A 17489-nucleotide genomic window follows, 5' to 3' on the forward strand; every position below is an offset into this window, starting at 1 on the left:
ACTAGCCAATCACACCTTGATAGTCAAAGAATAAATCAACATTGTCGACAATCGTCTAATAACCCCTTCTGCACGCTCCCGGGCATGGCCGCCTGCCAGCGCTGGCGCCAAAAAAGCATCATGTTAGAATGCACGCCGCTTTTGCCTGACATCACTTGATGAAACGGCGCACTAGAGATTGCGCAGCAATGCCAGTCGCCTTGATGAATTGAACATCGCACTGCACCGCGTCAGGATCTATGAGACTCAAGCCCTTCCTTCTGATTTGCCTACTGTTCCTGCCAGGGCTTATGCCGGGGCTATGCGCTGCCGCCGAGAAAACCGTGTATGGCCTGAATGAATACGCCAAATTGGCCGGCATTGACCTGGAAGTCGCGGCCAAACTCGACACCGGCGCCAAGACCGCCTCGTTGAGCGCACGCGATATCAAGCGCTTCAAGCGTAACGGCGAATCCTGGGTGCGCTTCTACCTGGCTATCGACACCGCCCATTCCCACCCCATCGAACGCCCGTTGGCCCGCGTCAGCAAGATCAAGCGCCGCGCCGGTGACTACGACCCCGATGAGGACAAGAACTACACCGCCCGCCCAGTGATTGCCCTGGATATCTGCATGGGCAACGCTTTACGCAGCATCGAAGTGAACTTGACTGACCGCAGCGCCTTCCAATACCCGCTGCTGATCGGCTCCGAAGCGTTGAAACGCTTTGATGCGCTGGTCGACCCCAGTCTTAAATACGCAGCGGGCAAACCTGCCTGCGCCGCCGACGCTCATACCGCCGAGTAAACTGAATGCGCTCTCTGACCCTGCACCTGAAAATCCTTATCACCATCCTGGTGGTGTTGGGTATTTCGGTCACCGCCTACCAGATTTTCGTGCTGGGCATCCCCGTCACCGAGGACGCCACCGACGACCTGTGGAACATCGACGCCAAGGTCGAGTTCGTCGCCAACCCCAAAGACCCGGTGAAGATCTCGATGTTCGTGCCGCCCCTGAGCCGCGACTTCGTCAGCCTCAATGAGAGTTTCATCTCCAATAATTACGGCGTCAGCGTCAACCGCACCGACGGCAACCGCAAGGTGACGTGGTCGGCACGCCGAGCTAAAGGCAAGCAGACCCTGTATTACCGACTGGTGCTGACCAAGCGTTACAGCGGTGAAAAGGTCAAGGTCAAGGGCCCGACCTTCCGCGACAGCATCGCAGTCGAAGGCCCGGAGAAAATCGCCGCCGAAGCCTTGCTGGCGCCGATCCGCCAGCACTCGGCGGACGTCGAGACCTTTATCGGCGAGGCTATCAAGCGTACCAACAACCTCAACGACGACAATGTGAAGCTGCTGCTGGCCGGCGATCCGTCGACGCCGCACAAGGCCAAGATCGTCGAGCTGCTGCTGTCGATCGCCCACGTGCCGATCGAAAAGGTCCACACCATCCGCCTGGTGGCCGACCAACCGCAAACCCCGGAGCTGTGGCTGCGCAGTTTCAACGGCAATGACTGGCTGTACTTCAACCCGGAAACCGGCGAGCAAGGCCTGCCGTCCGACCGCCTGTTGTGGTGGACCGGCGATGAAAACCTGATCACGGTCGATGGCGGCAAGAAAGCCATGGTGACCTTCAGCCTGAACAACAGCGAAATGAACGCCATTCGCCTGGCCAAGCTGACTGACGAAAATACCGACGCCAACTTCCTCGAATATTCGCTGTACGGCCTGCCGCTGCAAACCCAGCAGACCTTCATGATCATGGTGATGATCCCGATTGGCGTGCTGGTGATTCTGATCCTGCGCAACCTGATCGGCCTGCAGACCCTGGGCACCTTTACCCCGGTGCTGATCGCCCTGGCGTTTCGCGAGACGCAGTTGGGCTTCGGCATCGTCCTGTTTACGATTATCACGGCGCTGGGCCTGTCCCTGCGCTCGTACCTGGAGCACTTGAAGTTGCAGATGCTGCCGAGGCTATCGGTGGTGCTGACCTTCGTGGTGGTACTGATTGCGGCCATCAGCCTGTTCAGCCACAAACTCGGCCTGGAACGCGGGCTGTCGGTGGCATTGTTCCCGATGGTGATCCTGACCATGACCATCGAACGCCTGTCGATCACCTGGGAAGAGCGCGGCGCCAACCATGCGCTGAAAGTGGCGATCGGTACGCTGTTCGCCGCCTCCCTGGCGCACATCATCATGAGCGTGCCGGAGCTGATCTACTTTGTGTTTACCTTCCCGGCGATCCTGTTGATCCTGGTGGGCTTCATGCTGGCCATGGGTCGTTACCGCGGCTACCGCCTGACCGAGCTGGTGCGCTTCAAGGCCTTCCTCAAGGCTGACTCGTAATGTTCGGCTTCTGGAAGACCTGGAAGGCCCTGGAAGCGCGGGGGATCATGGGCATCAACCGGCGTAATGCCGATTACGTGCTCAAGTACAACAAGCGCAGCCTGTACCCGATTGTGGATGACAAGATCATCACCAAGGAACGGGCGATTGCCGCCGGCATCCATGTGCCGGAAATGTACGGGGTCATTTCCACCGAGAAGGAAATCGACAAGCTCGACGCGATCATCGGCGGGCGCAACGACTTCGTGATCAAACCGGCCCAGGGCGCTGGCGGTGATGGCATCCTGGTGGTGGCCGACCGTTTTGAAGGGCGCTATCGCACCGTGTCCGGCAAGATCATCAGTCATGAAGAAATCGAGCACCAGATTTCCAGCATCCTCACCGGCTTGTATTCCCTGGGCGGCCATCGGGACCGTGCGCTGATCGAATACCGCGTGGTGCCGGACCAGATCTTCAAGAGCATCAGCTATGAAGGCGTGCCGGATATCCGCATCATCGTGCTGATGGGCTACCCGGTGATGGCGATGCTGCGCCTGCCGACCCGGCAATCCGGCGGCAAGGCCAACCTGCACCAGGGCGCCATTGGCGTGGGTGTGGACCTGGCCACCGGCCTGACCCTGCGCGGCACCTGGCTGAACAACATCATCACCAAACACCCCGACACCACCAACGCAGTGGACGGTGTGCAACTGCCCAACTGGGATGGTTTCATGCAGCTGGCGGCCGGTTGCTACGAACTGTGCGGGCTGGGCTATATCGGGGTAGACATGGTGCTGGACCAGGAAAAAGGCCCGCTGATCCTCGAACTGAATGCGCGGCCGGGGCTGAATATCCAGATCGCCAACGACTGCGGCCTGACCCTGCGCACCCACGCCGTGGAAGCGCGCCTGGAAGCACTGAAAGCCGCCGGCGTGACGGAAACCCCGCAAGAGCGCGTGACGTTTGTGCAGGAAATGTTTGGGCACATACCCCACGTCGAAGGCTGATCCGGGCTTCAACCTGTCTATCGCCGACATCCCCTCTAGGACCAAATCCTACGGGGGACTACAATCGCCTCCCCCACGCCAATCGCTGATCCGCCCCGCAATGTCGACCTGCTCCGTACACTCGCTGCCCTACCGCGCCAACCCCGCCGACTATTTCGCGGCGATTCGCCATGCCCCCGGTGCGGTGCTACTCGACAGCGGGCGCCCGGCCGCAGAACGCGGGCGTTATGACGTGCTCAGCGCCTGGCCACAAGCAACCCTGACCGTAAGGCCGGACGAAAGCGGCCGTGATTTCCTGCAACGCTTGCGCGATAACCTGACGCAGCTGGGTGAAGCGGCAATACCGGCGGATTTGCAATTGCCATTTGCCGGCGGCTTGATCGGCTACCTGAGCTACGACTTCGGTCGGCACCTGGAACAGATGCCACACCTGGCGGTGGATGACCTGCACCTGCCGGATGCACGCTTCGGGCTGTATGCCTGGGCGCTGATCAGCGATCACCAGGCACAGACCAGCCAGTTGATCTTCCACCCGGCGCAGGCCGACAGCGAGCGACAACGGTTGATCGACCTGTTCAGCCAGCCTGCCCCGCACACATCGGCCACCTTCAGGCTGCATGGCCCGATGGCGCCCGATCTCACCGCCGAGGCTTATCGCCAGGCCATCGTGCGCATTCAGGACTATATCCAGGCGGGCGACTGCTATCAGGTCAACTTCGCACAGCGCTTCCGGGCGCCGTGCAGCGGCGACCCATGGGTGGCTTACTGCGCGCTGCGTGAAGCCTGCCCTACGCCCTTTTCAGGTTTCCAGAGCCTGCCGGATCACGGCGCGGTAGTGAGCCTGTCGCCGGAGCGCTTCGTCAGGATCAGCGAACGCCACGTCGAAACTCGCCCGATCAAAGGCACCCGCCCACGGGGTTTGACGCCCGCAGAGGATGCAGCTCAGGCTGCCGAACTCCTGGCCAGCCCCAAGGATCGCGCCGAAAACCTGATGATCGTCGACCTGCTGCGCAACGACCTCGGTCGCACCTGCCGCACGGGCTCGGTGAACGTGCCGGAGTTGTTCAGCCTGGAAAGCTACCCCAACGTGCACCACCTGGTGAGCAGCGTCACCGGCATCCTGGCCGACGACAAGGACGCCCTCGACCTGATCGCCGGCAGCTTCCCCGGCGGCTCCATCACTGGCGCGCCGAAGATCCGCGCGATGCAGATCATCGACGAGCTGGAGCCGACGCGCCGCGGTTTGTATTGCGGCTCGCTGGTGTACCTGGATGTACGCGGCGAGATGGACAGCTCCATCGCGATTCGCAGTCTGCTGGTCAAGGATGGGCAGGTGTGCTGCTGGGGCGGCGGCGGGATCGTCGCGGACTCGCAGTGGGAGGCGGAGTATCAGGAGTCGCTGACCAAGGTGCGAGTGTTGTTACACACGTTGGAAAACCTCTAGCGGCGCCCATCTGCCTGGCGTTCAGACGCAGAGCCCAGTCGCCGAAAAAACCTGAATCAGAATGGTCGTCGACGGCGTCGTGAGCGGGAGGTTAGCGTCCAGCCCCTACCGCCCACCCGCCGTTTGTGAAGGATCACATGAAGCGAATGCCTACTCGTCAGAAATTATTTCCGCGATTGCGTACCCACTCAACCACGCCTATTATCTCCCATATTGGGAGGCTGCAGCGATGCGGATAATCGCTCTTTCTACCTTACGAATATTCTGGGAAAGCCATCCCGCGTACAGCGAGGCCAAAACGCCGCTGGTCGAGCTGTATCGCCACTTGGAGAAAACTACTTACACCACGCCGCAGGCACTCAAAGAAGCGCTCAGGACGGCGAGCATTCTCAAGGCCGGCAGGGTCGTGTTTAACGTGGGCGGCAACAAATATCGAGTGATCATGGCGATCGACTATCAACGACAGCTGGGTTTCGTCCGTTTCGTGGGAACCCATGCGCAATACAACCAGATCAACGCGGAGACCGTGTGATGAACATCAAACCTATTCACTCCCAGGAAGACCTCACGGCGGCGCTCGCACGCGTCGAGCAGCTATGGGGAGCGCACGTCAACTCGCCAGAGGGTGACGAACTGGAAATCCTCGCCGTACTCATTGAGAAGTACGAGGCGGAACATTTTCCAATGCCAGCTTCAGACCCAGTGGAAGCGATTAAATTTCGTATGGAGCAGTTGGGCATGACTGCGCGTGACCTTGAGCCTTTTATCGGTACAAGCGGGCGCGTGTCCGAAGTGCTGAATCACAAGCGAAAGCTGAGCCTGGCGATGATCAAACGCCTGCATGAAGGCTTGAGTATTCCTTATGAACGCTTGCTGGCCGAGGTTTAGGCGCTGACTGAGCCGGCTTCATCACAGGCGAGCCCGTGATGAGGCCAACAGCATCAACCCATAAACTACAGGCTCAACGGCCGATTCGACGCCTTGATGAACTCTTTTTTCAAGTCCTCAAACGTATGCACCGCTGGGAACTGCGGGAACTCGCGAATCACATTCTCCGGCGCATGGAACAGAATCCCACGGTCAGCTTCGCCGAGCATGGTGGTGTCGTTGTAGGAATCGCCGGCGGCGATCACTCGGTAGTAGAGGGTCTTGAACGCCAGCACCGACTGGCGTTTGGGGTCCTTCTGGCGCAGTTGGTAGCTCACCACCCGGTCGTTCTCATCGGTAATCAACCGGTGGCACAGCAAGGTCGGAAAACCCAGTTGACGCATCAGCGGCTGGGAGAATTCGTAGAAGGTGTCTGACAAAATCACCACCTGGAAGCGCTCGCGCAGCCAGTTGACGAACTCGATGGCACCGTCCAGCGGCTTGAGGGTGGCGATCACTTCCTGGATATCGGCGAGCTTAAGTCCGTGTTCGTCGAGGATGCGCAGGCGCTGCTTCATCAGCACGTCGTAGTCGGGAATATCCCGGGTGGTGGCCCGCAGGGATTCAATACCGGTTTTTTCGGCGAAGGCGATCCAGATTTCCGGAACCAGCACCCCTTCCAGGTCGAGACAGGCAATTTCCACAACACACCCCTATTTATAGTGTTCAAGTTGAGCGAGCAAAAGGACTGCCGAACTCTAGCGACTCAAGCTCGGCCCCGCAACGCAGGGCGGATTTTGATACCATCGCTCCCCTATAGAGCGCTCAGCGCCACTGACCTGTAGGAACCGTCCTGATGAACCAAGCCTTTGACGTCGCTGAACTCGCTGCGACTTACGCAAACAAATCCGCCCAGGACATTCTCAAGCTGGCCTTCAGTCAGTTCGGCGATGACCTGTGGATTTCCTTCAGCGGCGCCGAGGACGTGGTGCTGGTAGACATGGCCTGGAAGCTGAACAAGAACGTCAAGGTGTTCAGCCTCGACACCGGTCGCCTGCACCCGGAGACCTACCGGTTTATCGAGCAGGTGCGCGAGTTCTACAAGATCGACATCGAGCTGATCTCGCCGGACCAGCGCGCGCTGGAACCGTTCGTCAAGGAAAAGGGCCTGTTCAGCTTCTACAAGGACGGCCATGGCGAATGCTGCGGCGTGCGCAAGATCGAGCCGCTGCGCCGCAAACTGTCCGGCGTAAGCGCCTGGGCCACCGGCCAACGCCGCGACCAGAGCCCGGGCACCCGCAGCCAGGTGGCGGCACTGGAGGTCGACAGCGCGTTCTCCACTCCGGAACGCACGCTGTACAAGTTCAACCCGCTGGCACAGATGACCAGCGAGGAAGTCTGGGGTTACATCCGTATGCTGGAGCTGCCTTACAACAGCCTGCATGAGCGCGGCTTTATCAGCATCGGCTGCGAGCCGTGCACCCGGCCGGTATTGCCGAACCAGCACGAGCGCGAAGGCCGCTGGTGGTGGGAAGAAGCCACGCAAAAGGAATGTGGCCTGCACGCCGGGAATCTCATCAGCAAAGCCTGAAGACCAGCGCAGTCAACCCTGTGGGAGCGGGCTTGCTCGCGAATGCCGTGGATCAGTCGACCTATTCAGTGACTGGCACTGCACATTCGCAAGCAAGCCTTCTCCCACATTTGCGTTGTGGCGAACATAAATCTTGTACACACCAATGTAACCATCGGTGCCATTTATGTGTGCAATCCATTTAAAAGCGCACCATAACGTAACACCTGTTCCCGGCTCTTTTCGTTCTGTCCCGCACTGCCTCTGCTGCCTGAAAAATAAATACCTGTTCAAATGGTCAATTTATATCGCTTTTAATTCAGTCAGTTATTTGAGAAGCCTACAAAAACGAAATTAATTACCCGTTTCATAGATCCAAAACTGGCACGCATGTGGCTTAAGGTGAAAAGCGCTTTGTATACAATAAATACAAAACATACATACACTTTGCCATCCGCGGCTCGCTCGCCGATGCGCTGGAGCCTGCCGGAATGCGTACCAGCCTCTCAAATAACATCGCACTGGATCTGCCCTCCTCCGCCCTGACCCCGGAGGCTGCAAGCCCCGGCCCGCTGGTGCTCAGCCCTCGCCTGCACAATCGGGACCTGGCGCCCACCAAGGTTGAGGGGCGTCGCTGGGGTCGCTATAGCATTTTCGCGTTGTGGACCAATGACGTGCACAACATCGCCAACTATTCGTTCGCCATCGGTTTATATGCACTGGGCCTTGGCGGTTGGCAGATTCTGTTATCACTGGGGATTGGCGCGGCGCTGGTGTACTTCTTCATGAACTTGTCGGGGTACATGGGGCAAAAGACCGGCGTGCCGTTCCCGGTCATCAGCCGTATCAGTTTCGGTATCCACGGGGCACAAATTCCGGCGCTGATCCGGGCGGTGATTGCGATTGCCTGGTTTGGTATCCAGACCTACCTGGCGTCAGTGGTTTTCCGCGTGCTGTTATCGGCAATTCATCCAGGCTTTGCCGACTACGACCACAACTCGATCCTCGGCCTCTCGACGCTGGGTTGGGCGTGTTTCGTGACGATCTGGTTTGTGCAGCTGGCGATCCTGGCGTACGGCATGGAAATGGTGCGCCGCTATGAAGCGTTCGCCGGGCCGGTCATTCTGGTGACGGTGGCCTCCTTGGCCGGTTGGATGTATTTCCAGGTCGGCGGCAATATCGCCTGGTCGATCCGCGAGCCGCTGAGCGGTTCCGAGATGTGGCGCAATATCTTTGCCGGCGGCGCGTTGTGGCTGACGATCTACGGCACGCTGATTCTCAACTTCTGCGACTTTGCCCGTTCCTCGCCGTGCCGCAAGACCATCCTGGTCGGTAATTTCTGGGGCTTGCCGGTGAATATCCTGGTGTTTGCCGCCATCACCGTGCTGCTCTGCGGCGGGCAGTTCCAGCTCAATGGACGGGTGATTGAAAGCCCGACCGAAATCATCGCGGCGATTCCCAATACCTTCTTTCTCGTGCTGGGCTGCCTGGCATTCCTGATCGTCACCGTGGCGGTGAACATCATGGCCAACTTCGTCGCACCGGCCTTTGTGTTGAGCAACCTGGCGCCCAAGTACCTGAACTTTCGTCGTGCCGGGCTGATCAGCGCCACCGTGGCGGTGCTGATCCTGCCGTGGAACCTCTATAACAGCCCGCTGGTGATCGTGTATTTCCTGTCCGGACTGGGCGCGCTGCTGGGGCCGCTGTACGGGGTGATCATGGTCGATTACTGGCTGATTCGTAAAAGCCAGGTGGACGTTCTGCAGCTGTATAGCGAAGACCCGAATGGGGTTTATTACTACAGCCGAGGCGTCAACTTACGCGCAGTCGCGGCGTTTATTCCTGCGGCGGTGATCGCGATCCTGCTGGCGCTGTTGTCGGGCTTTACCAGCGTCGCTCCCTTTTCCTGGCTGTTTGGCGCTGGTATTGCAGGGCTGTTGTACCGGCTGATCGCCAAACGCCAACCGTTCTACGCCGATGTCAGCGGCGAAAGCATTGCAGTCGATAACGTCAGTCATTAACCAAGGACATTCCATGCGCATCCTCGTGGTCAACGTCAACACCACCGCATCCATCACTGAAACCATCGCCGAGCAGGCCCGCGCTGTGGCCTCGCCCGGCACCGAAATCGTCGGTCTCACACCGTATTTCGGCGCCGAGTCGGTGGAAGGCAATTTCGAAAGCTACCTGGCCGCTATCGCCGTGATGGACCGGGTGATGGCCTACGATCAGCCGTTTGATGCGGTGATCCAGGCCGGCTATGGCGAACATGGCCGTGAAGGTTTGCAGGAACTGTTGAATGTACCGGTGGTGGACATCACCGAGGCGGCGGCCAGCACGGCGATGTTCCTGGGCCACGCCTACTCAGTGGTGACCACCCTGGACCGCACGGTGCCGCTGATCGAAGACCGCTTGAAGCTTGCCGGCCTGTATCAACGTTGCGCGTCGGTACGCGCCAGTGGCATGGCAGTGCTCGAACTCGAAGAAGACCCGGTGGCCGCCATGGAAGCCATCGTGCGCCAGGCGGAACTGGCGATCCGCGAGGACAAGGCCGAAGTGATCTGCCTGGGCTGCGGCGGTATGGCCGGGCTGGATGAACAGATTCGCCAGCGCACCGGCGTGCCGGTGGTGGATGGGGTGACGGCGGCAGTGACCATTGCCGAATCCCTGGTTCGGTTGGGGTTGTCGACATCGAAGATCAGGACCTATGCCACGCCGCGGCCGAAGAAGGTCATTGGTTGGCCGGGCAGGTTGGGCCGGTAGACCGAGTCGCCTGCGATGGCCGCGACTCCCTGAGCAGCCGTCGTCAAATCGCGCTGAACCGCTGCCCCAAGCCCTTCTCGGCAAACTGCTCGATGATGAAATCCACAAACGCCCGGGTCTTGCCGGGCAGCAGCTTGTGTTCGGCGTAGTAGATGGAGATGTTGCCATCGTCGACGTACCAATCAGGCAACACCCGCACCACCGCACCGCTGTCGAGGAACGGCACGGCCATCGGCATACTGACCAGCGCAATCCCCAGGCCTTGAGCGCTGGCGCAGCAGGCGGCTTCGGAATCGCTCATGGTCATGCGCGGCTTGAGCACCAGCGGGCGTTGCTCACGCTCCGGGCCGGTGAGCTGCCAGGTTCGCACGCGGCCGGTTTGCGGCGACCGGATCAAGATGCCCAGGCAATGCGATAAATCTTCGGGCCCCCTTACGGGCAGGCGTTGCTCCAGGTAAGACGGCGAGGCCACCAGGATTCGATGCGCAGGTGCCAGCTTGCGCGCCACCACGCCTTGGGGCAGCTCAAAGCCGCCGCCGATAGCGGCATCAAAGCCTTGGCCGATCAGGTCCACCTGGCGATTCTCAAAATGCCAATCCGGGCTGATCGCCGGAAAGCGCCGCATAAACTCCGCCAGTAACGGCACCACATAACGATTACCGAACACCGTGCCCATGCTGACCTTGAGCGTGCCCACCGGGCGGCCTTGCGCGCTCGCCAGGTTGGCCACTGCGTTCTGGATGGTGATGAGGCTGTCACTGACTTCTTCAAGGAACAGCTTGCCGGCTTCGGTCAGGGTCAGGCGTCGGGTGCTGCGTTGAAACAGGCGAACACCGAGGCGTGTTTCCAGCTTGGCGACGCTCTTGCCAACCGCCGCCGGCGTCAGGCTCAGGTGCCGGGCCGCCTCGGCAAAGCTGCCGCCTTCAGCACTGCGCACAAAGCATTCGATACTGCCAAAGCTTTCCATATCGCACCATTCTAAACTTTTGGTTTACACAGACTATAGCAATCACGGTCTACCGGGCTGGCTGGGTGAGGTCGATACTCGGCCCATCAACTACTTGGAGATCGACATGACCACACACAACCTCACCGGCAAAGTCGCCTTGATCCAGGGCGGTTCCCGCGGCATTGGCGCTGCCATCGTCAAGCGCCTCGCCGCACAAGGTGCAGCCGTTGCCTTTACCTACATCAGCTCGGCCGCCAAAGCCGAGGAACTACAGAACGCGGTGATCAGCGCAGGCGGCAAAGCCCTGGCGATTCAGGCCGACAGTGCCGACGCCACGGCGATTCGCAATGCGGTCAACGCGACCGTCGAAGCGTTCGGACGCCTGGATATCCTGGTGAATAACGCCGGTGTATTGGCGATCGCCGCGCTGGAAGATTTCAAGCTGGAAGACTTCGACCAGACCCTGGCGATCAATGTGCGCAGCGTGTTTATTGCCACCCAGGAAGCGACCAAACACATGGGTGAAGGCGGCCGCGTGATCAACATCGGCAGCACCAATGCCGAACGCATGCCGTTTGGCGGCGGTGGCCCCTATGCGATGAGCAAGGCCGCACTGGTAGGCCTGACCAAAGGTTTGGCGCGGGACCTGGGGCCACGCGGCATCACCATTAACAATGTGCAGCCGGGGCCGGTTGACACCGATATGAACCCGGCGAACAGTGAGTTTGCCGAGACGCTGATCGGGCTGATGGCGGTGGGGCGTTATGGCCATGCCGAGGAGATTGCCAGTTTTGTGGCGTATCTGGCCGGGCCTGAGGCGGGCTATATCACGGGGGCAAGCCTGACCATCGATGGCGGTTTCAGCGCCTGACCCACTGGCAGCGGGCGTGCCGGCGACAGCGGTCTTGAGGACGCTATCGCCGGCACACCCGCTGCCACAGTGTTGCCCGTGTTCAGTCAGGGAAAAGGTGGCAAGCCATAGGCGGCGAGGTCGAAGTCCGCAAGTTTGCGGATGATCTGGTCGGCATGCGGGTACTTGCTGTCAGCCATGGCTTCATCCGGCACAGCGATGGCCGTCATGTTGGCGGCTTTGGCGGCCGTCACACCGAACGGCGAGTCCTCGAACACCAGGCAATCCTGCGGCGCGATGCCCAGGCGACGCGCGGCGGTCAGGAAGATATCCGGCGCAGGTTTCGCGGCGCCGACTTCCGGGTCATCGGCGGTGACGATGGTGCCGAACAGGCCAAACCATTCGCGGTGCAAAGTGGTCTTGTGGCCAAACGAATTGCGCGATGAGCTGGTGCCCACTGCGATCGGAATGTCATGGGCCTTCAAGTGCCGCACCAGCGCCTCGGCCCCCGGCATGCCCAAGGCATTGGGGAAACGCTCGCTCATCAGCGGTTCACGGATTTTGAGAAACTCGGCTGCCGTGATTGGCAAGTCCAGTGCCTTTACCACATAGTCAGCCAGGTCCTGAGCGCCCCGGCCGATGATGTGCTGCTTGATGCCCCAGTCGTAGGTTCGGCCGTAGCGTTCGGCGATGATCTGCGTGACTTCGGTGTAGATGCCCTCGGTATCCAGCAACAACCCGTCCATATCGAAAATCACGGCCTTGATCGGGCCGACTGCGGTACGCGGTGCATTCATCACAACAGAACCTTGGGGGAAGGACTAAAAGGATTCAGCACAATAACGGCCCACGTTGCTTGCAAGCAACCATCACCGCCACAAACCTGCGCCCACCGTCACGCCTGACTCGGCAAAGCCCGTGCCCGACTTGCTAAGCGGTGAGTCGGTAAAAACACTGCTCGACGGGCTGATCCGCAGCGCGTGGCAGGCGAATGACTTGGTTGCCGTAATATGGCGAAAAACGGCCTGTGTTTATCGACGACCTGCCAGAACACTTCGGCGCCTGACACCGGCCCACTTTAATAAGCGAACCCGATCATGCTCTACCGCGTAGCCGCCGACAGCCTGGTGCTGTTCCACCTGTGTTTCATCTTGTTCGTGCTGTTCGGCGGGTTGCTCGCCCTCAAGTGGCGGCCCGTCATGTGGCTGCACCTGCCAGCCGCTGCCTGGGGGGTGGCGGTGGAAGTGTTCCACCTGCCCTGCCCGCTGACCCGTTGGGAAAACCTGTTGCGCCATCTCGCCGGGCAGGACGGTTATGGCGGCGGGTTTGTCGAGCATTACATCCTCACGCTGATCTACCCGGCCGGGCTGACCCCGAACATTCAATGGGTGCTCGCAGCCGTGGTGTTGCTGATCAACATTGCGGTGTATGTGCGCTTGATCAGGCAGACGCAGGCAAACAACCCAGTTCGGCCAATGTAGCCTCCACCGCCTGCTCCAGCGGCGTGTGCGGCTCGCGGCCCAAGGCGCCCAGCAAGCGCTGGTTATCCAGGCACAACGGGGTTTGCCACAGGTAGCGCATTTCCTGCATTTCACGGATTGTGACGACAAAGGGCGCTACCAATTTCATCAACCACCAAGGGAAACGACCTACGCGCGGCTGATGACCCGTCCGGCGCAGCACCACGCGCTGGATTGCCTCGGCCATCTGCGTGCCGTCGGCGTCCATATGCCCGGCCATATGAAAGCGCGCGAACGCATCGAGGCTCGCCCGGCGCTCAATCAACTCGAGCATGGTGCGCGCCACATCCGGCAGGTACGCCCATTGATGTGCCACCCCGGGAGTGCCTGGGTAGCTGACCGCGCGCACCGGTTTGCCGGGTTTGACCAGGCCTTGAGCAAACCAGTTGTTGGCGACCCGCGCGCCGAAAAAATCCCCGGCACGCACGATCAACACCCGAGCGCCCTGACGGGAAGCGTCCTGTAGACGCTGCTCCAGTTGCACACGAATCGCGCCTTTGCGTGTCTGCGGGTGCTGAGGCGAGTCTTCGTGCAATACGGGAAACGCATCCGGCCCGAAGTTGTAGACCGTGCCAGGCAACACGATGGTTGCGCCCTCGGCAATCGCCGCCGCGATGCTGTTATCGATCATCGGCACCACCTGCTCGGCCCAGTTGCGATAGCCCGGCGGGTTGACCGCATGGACGATCACCGCACAGCCACGCGCCGCGGCGAGCACCGCCTGGCGATTGAGCGCATCGCCCTGCAGCCAGGAGAAGGCAGCATGCTCACGACGCGCCTTGTCCACATTCCGAGTCAACGCACACACCTCCCAGCCTGCCGCACTCATCTGCCGCGCCACTTCGCCTCCGATCCCGCCCGTCGCTCCCAGTACCAGAACTTTGCTCATGACCCTCTCCCACGTTGGTTGGTGAGGCCATTGTGTGGCGGGCTCGGCTATCGATAAATTGCCGAAGAGCATCGAGCCGCTATACATTTATGCATGCCTGCGAATATTGGTTGGGAGCTTTACCGGTCGTTCCTCGGTGTACTGAAGGAAGGATCGTTGTCGGGGGCCGCGCGGTTGCTTGGCATCACACAGCCGACGGTCGGCCGGCACATCGCTGCGCTGGAATCGGCGCTGGGCGTGGTGCTGTTTACTCGCTCGCCCAGCGGGCTGTTGCCGACGGCAGTGGCCCACACGTTGCGCCCCCACGCCGAAACCATGGAGCGCACGGCCGCCGCCCTCGAACGCGCCGCGTCGGCTCAAGGCGATGAAGTGCGTGGCGTGGTGCGGATCTCGGCCAGTGAAGTGGTCGGTGTGGAAGTGCTGCCGCCGATCATCACGCAGTTACGTCGCCAGCACCCGCACCTGCGGGTTGAACTGATCCTGAGCAACCGCCTGATCGACCTGCTGCAACTGGAGGCCGACATCGCCGTGCGCATGGTCCGACCGAGCCAGGCGCAATTGCTGGCAAGGCGCGTCGGCCTGATCGAAGTCGGCCTGTATGCCCGCGATGATTATCTGCAACAGCACGGCATCCCGCTGCTGATGCACGACCTCGTCGGCCACTCGGTGATTGGCTTTGATCAGGAAAGCGCGTTTATCCGCAGCTTGCCCATCAAAGGCTTTGATCGCAGTGTCTTCGCCATCAGCAGCGACAGCGACCTGGCACAACTGGCGCTGATCCGTGCCGGTGCCGGAATCGGCGGTTGCCAGGTGCAACTGGCCAAGCAAACCCCGAGCCTGCAGCGGGTACTGCCCGACGCGTTTGCGTTCAAGATGGACACCTGGGTCACCATGCACGAAGACCTGCGCAACAGCCCGCGCTGCCGGGTGACCTTTGATGCGCTGGTGCAGGGTTTACAGCGTTACGTACAGGATTGAGACAGCTGAATTGGTAAAGAATCAGACTCCCTCATTCCGTTCGTAGACGCCCCCATGTCCGAAGCCTTCGAAGTCCCCAGCCCCCACGAAAAGCACATCGAACACACCACCGAACATGCCCATGGCCGCGGAGACAATTTCGCCAGCCGCATCGCCGTGATGACCGCCCTGATGGCCACCCTCGGTGCCATGCTCAGTTACCAGGCCGGCTCGACCGAAAGCGAAGCGGCGATGGACAAAAACAACGCCGCCATCATCAAGACCGAAGCCGCCAACCAGTGGAACTACTATCAGGCCAAATCCAGCCGACAAAACCTGGCGGAACTGGCCACCCATATCCCCGGTGTGGATGCTGCGCATTACAAGGACGAAATCGAACGCTACAGGGGCCAGAAGGAAGAAGTGCGCAAGCAGGCCGAGAAGCTTGAGGCGACGTCACGGGACTGGGATCAGAAGTCCGAAGAGGCGCTGCACCAGCATCACCGATGGGCCCAGGCGATGACGGCGATTCAGATCGCGATTTCGCTGGCGGCGATTACGTTGCTGACGCGCAAGGAATGGTTGAAGCGGATGTCATACACCGCCGGCGGCGTGGCCGTGATATTGGGCAGCCTGGCGTGGCTGCATCTCTGACTGACCGAACGCGGTCAAAAAGTGGGCGCTGGCTGGCCTGCGATGCGGTGGGTCAGGCCGCATCAATGTTTGCTGAAACCGCGCTATCGCAGGCAAGCCAGCGCCCACAGGTGCTCTTCGGGGTTATCAGAGTTGGGCTCTGCATCGTATCGCTATATAGTAAAACGCATAGCGACCAGTACAGCTTGAACGCGAGGGAAAACCGGTGACTGCACAACCCAAAGAAGCTGTGGGCGCCGCCTACAGTATCGACTGCATGCGCTATGCCCAGGCCATGACGTGGCAAGCCATCGACCACCTTGCCCAACGTATACGCCCCGGCATGCTCGAATCCGAAGCGCGCGAATTGGGCAAGCAGGTGCTCACCGAACTCGACATGCAACGCATCTGGCACCCGCTGCTGGTGCGATTCGGTGCCAACACCCTCAAGACGTTCAAGCAACGCTCGGACGGCGACCCGGTATTGGCTGAAAACGATATCTTCTTCATCGACATGGGCGCAGTCTGGCAAGGCCACGAAGGTGACGCCGGTGCGACCTTCGCCACCGGCAACGACCCACAGATGATCGCCTGCGCCAGCGCCGCCAAAGCGCTGTTCGACCGCGTACAGTCACGCTGGAAAAGCGACCAGGTCGCAGGCCTTGAGCTTTACCGCTACGCCGAGGAGCAGGCCCAGGCCATGGGTTGGCAACTGAACCTCGACATCAAGGGGCACCGCGTCAGCGACTTCCCCCACGCGATCCACCGTGGCGGCGACCTGGGCGATTTCGAACACTGCCCGAATGCCGGGCTGTGGATCCTGGAAATCCAGATCGCCCACCCGAACAAGCCGTACGGCGCCTTCTACGAAGATTTACTCGCCTGACCCACCAAGGAATCAAAATGGAACACTCCACCCAATTTCCCGTGCTGTTGTTTTCCTACGGCACCTTGCAAGACAAGGCCGTGCAACTGGCCAACTTTGGCCGGGAATTAGTCGGCCAGCAGGACGCGATGCTGGGCTATTCACAAAGTTGGGTAGAAATCACCGACCCCGAAGTGCTGGCCACCAGCGGCAAGACCCACCACCCGATTCTCGCACCGACGACAGAGAAGGCTGCCAGCGTTGAAGGCATGGTCTTTCAGATCAACGAGCAGGAACTGGCCGCGGCGGATGCGTATGAAGTGTCCGACTATAAACGGGTCTCGGTCGCGCTGGCTTCCGGGCTGACGGCTTGGGTGTACGTACAGGCGTGACGATCAAAATGTCGACTGATTGATGTCAATCCGCCCTGGCCACGTTTAAAGTGTCGCCCCCTCGTGAATTGAATCGCGAGGGTTAGTCCATGGAGTTACACAGTGAAGTACGTCAGTAAAGTGGTTGCAGCAGCAGTTCTCGGTTTCGCACTGGCAGGCTGCACCGGCACCGCCATCAAATCCCCGCAGTACGACAGCAGCCAGTACACCGTGCTGGGCCACAGCGAAGCCAGCGCCACCGGCATCATGTTGTTCGGGGTTATCCCGATCGGCCAGAACAGCCGTTTTGTGCGCGCTCAGGATGCAGCCATCAAAGCCAAAGGCGGCGACGCGCTGATCAACACCCAAGTGCAGGAAAAGTGGTTCTGGGCATGGGTATTGAGCGGTTACACCACCAAGATCTCGGGTGATGTGATCAAGCTGAAAACCGCGCAATAAATGTAAAAGTGTCAAAATCGCCAGGGCATTAGCGCCTGCGCGA

At 60.2% G+C, this 17489-nt stretch carries 20 protein-coding genes; 16 read left to right on the plus strand and 4 right to left on the minus strand.

Features of this window, described 5'->3' with window-relative positions; all coding sequences use genetic code 11:
* The first annotated feature begins 239 nt into the window (after nucleotides 1–239).
* The 6 genes from A7D21_RS08825 (at nucleotide 240) to A7D21_RS08850 (ending at nucleotide 5641) form a co-directional block, all read left to right on the plus strand.
* Nucleotides 240–785, plus strand: coding sequence for an ATP-dependent zinc protease (locus A7D21_RS08825; protein ID WP_053257494.1), 546 nt, complete (start codon nucleotides 240–242; stop codon nucleotides 783–785).
* Between the two features lie 5 nt (nucleotides 786–790).
* A complete protein-coding gene (locus tag A7D21_RS08830; protein ID WP_053257495.1) occupies nucleotides 791–2323 on the plus strand; it encodes an inactive transglutaminase family protein in 1533 nt (510 codons plus the stop codon).
* Nucleotides 2323–3309 (plus strand): alpha-L-glutamate ligase-like protein, encoded by a 987-nt coding sequence (locus A7D21_RS08835; RefSeq protein WP_053257496.1) that lies wholly within the window; start codon nucleotides 2323–2325, stop codon nucleotides 3307–3309. The genes A7D21_RS08830 and A7D21_RS08835 overlap by 1 nt, the downstream gene beginning before the upstream one ends.
* A gap of 100 nt (nucleotides 3310–3409) precedes the next feature.
* Nucleotides 3410–4753, plus strand: a complete 1344-nt coding sequence (gene pabB / locus A7D21_RS08840) for an aminodeoxychorismate synthase component I (RefSeq protein ID WP_069551500.1) — start codon at nucleotides 3410–3412, stop codon at nucleotides 4751–4753.
* A gap of 229 nt (nucleotides 4754–4982) precedes the next feature.
* Nucleotides 4983–5285 carry a type II toxin-antitoxin system HigB family toxin gene (locus A7D21_RS08845; protein WP_053257498.1) on the plus strand — a complete coding sequence of 101 codons (303 nt, stop codon included), beginning with the start codon at nucleotides 4983–4985 and terminating at the stop codon, nucleotides 5283–5285.
* Nucleotides 5285–5641, plus strand: a complete 357-nt coding sequence (locus tag A7D21_RS08850; RefSeq protein WP_053257499.1) for a type II toxin-antitoxin system HigA family antitoxin — start codon at nucleotides 5285–5287, stop codon at nucleotides 5639–5641. The genes A7D21_RS08845 and A7D21_RS08850 overlap by 1 nt, the downstream gene beginning before the upstream one ends.
* Nucleotides 5642–5706: 65 nt before the next feature.
* Here A7D21_RS08850 and thrH read toward each other — a convergent pair whose 3' ends face one another.
* Complete coding sequence (thrH, locus tag A7D21_RS08855; RefSeq protein ID WP_027603662.1) at nucleotides 5707–6324, minus strand: bifunctional phosphoserine phosphatase/homoserine phosphotransferase ThrH; 618 nt, start codon at nucleotides 6322–6324, stop codon at nucleotides 5707–5709.
* Nucleotides 6325–6476: 152 nt separating this feature from the next.
* Here thrH and A7D21_RS08860 point away from each other — a divergent pair, with 152 nt between their 5' ends.
* From A7D21_RS08860 to A7D21_RS08870, 3 genes are all read left to right on the plus strand, one after another.
* Nucleotides 6477–7211: a phosphoadenylyl-sulfate reductase gene (locus A7D21_RS08860; protein ID WP_069551501.1), complete on the plus strand. Its 735-nt coding sequence runs from the start codon at nucleotides 6477–6479 to the stop codon at nucleotides 7209–7211.
* A 470-nt stretch (nucleotides 7212–7681) separates the two neighbouring features.
* Entirely contained in the window at nucleotides 7682–9211 is a 1530-nt protein-coding gene (locus tag A7D21_RS08865; protein ID WP_069551502.1) for an NCS1 family nucleobase:cation symporter-1, read from the plus strand.
* A 13-nt stretch (nucleotides 9212–9224) separates the two neighbouring features.
* Nucleotides 9225–9953: an aspartate/glutamate racemase family protein gene (locus A7D21_RS08870; RefSeq protein ID WP_053257502.1), complete on the plus strand. Its 729-nt coding sequence runs from the start codon at nucleotides 9225–9227 to the stop codon at nucleotides 9951–9953.
* Nucleotides 9954–9996: 43 nt separating this feature from the next.
* Here the strand turns inward: A7D21_RS08870 and A7D21_RS08875 are convergent, their stop codons facing one another.
* Nucleotides 9997–10920: a LysR family transcriptional regulator gene (locus A7D21_RS08875; RefSeq protein ID WP_053257503.1), complete on the minus strand. Its 924-nt coding sequence runs from the start codon at nucleotides 10918–10920 to the stop codon at nucleotides 9997–9999.
* 106 nt (nucleotides 10921–11026) lie between these two features.
* Here A7D21_RS08875 and A7D21_RS08880 point away from each other — a divergent pair, with 106 nt between their 5' ends.
* Entirely contained in the window at nucleotides 11027–11773 is a 747-nt protein-coding gene (locus tag A7D21_RS08880; protein ID WP_053257504.1) for a 3-oxoacyl-ACP reductase family protein, read from the plus strand.
* Between the two features lie 86 nt (nucleotides 11774–11859).
* Here A7D21_RS08880 and A7D21_RS08885 read toward each other — a convergent pair whose 3' ends face one another.
* Entirely contained in the window at nucleotides 11860–12549 is a 690-nt protein-coding gene (locus A7D21_RS08885) for an HAD-IA family hydrolase (protein WP_053257505.1), read from the minus strand.
* Between the two features lie 300 nt (nucleotides 12550–12849).
* Here A7D21_RS08885 and A7D21_RS08890 point away from each other — a divergent pair, with 300 nt between their 5' ends.
* Nucleotides 12850–13233 (plus strand): DUF2784 domain-containing protein, encoded by a 384-nt coding sequence (locus A7D21_RS08890; protein WP_069551503.1) that lies wholly within the window; start codon nucleotides 12850–12852, stop codon nucleotides 13231–13233.
* Here the strand turns inward: A7D21_RS08890 and A7D21_RS08895 are convergent.
* On the minus strand, nucleotides 13193–14161 hold the full coding sequence (locus tag A7D21_RS08895) for an NAD-dependent epimerase/dehydratase family protein (RefSeq protein ID WP_069551504.1): 969 nt from the start codon (nucleotides 14159–14161) through the stop codon (nucleotides 13193–13195). The genes A7D21_RS08890 and A7D21_RS08895 overlap by 41 nt on opposite strands.
* A gap of 93 nt (nucleotides 14162–14254) precedes the next feature.
* Between A7D21_RS08895 and A7D21_RS08900 the strand changes: the two genes are divergently transcribed.
* From A7D21_RS08900 to A7D21_RS08920, 5 genes are all read left to right on the plus strand, one after another.
* Complete coding sequence (locus tag A7D21_RS08900; protein ID WP_069551505.1) at nucleotides 14255–15139, plus strand: LysR family transcriptional regulator; 885 nt, start codon at nucleotides 14255–14257, stop codon at nucleotides 15137–15139.
* 54 nt (nucleotides 15140–15193) lie between these two features.
* Nucleotides 15194–15772, plus strand: a complete 579-nt coding sequence (locus tag A7D21_RS08905; RefSeq protein ID WP_053257509.1) for a DUF4337 domain-containing protein — start codon at nucleotides 15194–15196, stop codon at nucleotides 15770–15772.
* Nucleotides 15773–15977: 205 nt separating this feature from the next.
* A complete protein-coding gene (locus A7D21_RS08910) occupies nucleotides 15978–16637 on the plus strand; it encodes a M24 family metallopeptidase (protein ID WP_069551506.1) in 660 nt (219 codons plus the stop codon).
* 17 nt (nucleotides 16638–16654) lie between these two features.
* Nucleotides 16655–17008 carry a gamma-glutamylcyclotransferase family protein gene (locus A7D21_RS08915; protein WP_053257511.1) on the plus strand — a complete coding sequence of 118 codons (354 nt, stop codon included), beginning with the start codon at nucleotides 16655–16657 and terminating at the stop codon, nucleotides 17006–17008.
* Nucleotides 17009–17110: 102 nt separating this feature from the next.
* Nucleotides 17111–17446: a hypothetical protein gene (locus A7D21_RS08920; RefSeq protein ID WP_053257512.1), complete on the plus strand. Its 336-nt coding sequence runs from the start codon at nucleotides 17111–17113 to the stop codon at nucleotides 17444–17446.
* The last annotated feature ends 43 nt before the right edge of the window (nucleotides 17447–17489 follow it).

Source organism: Pseudomonas sp. AP19, assembly GCF_001728855.1.
Classification (GTDB): domain Bacteria; phylum Pseudomonadota; class Gammaproteobacteria; order Pseudomonadales; family Pseudomonadaceae; genus Aquipseudomonas; species Aquipseudomonas fluorescens.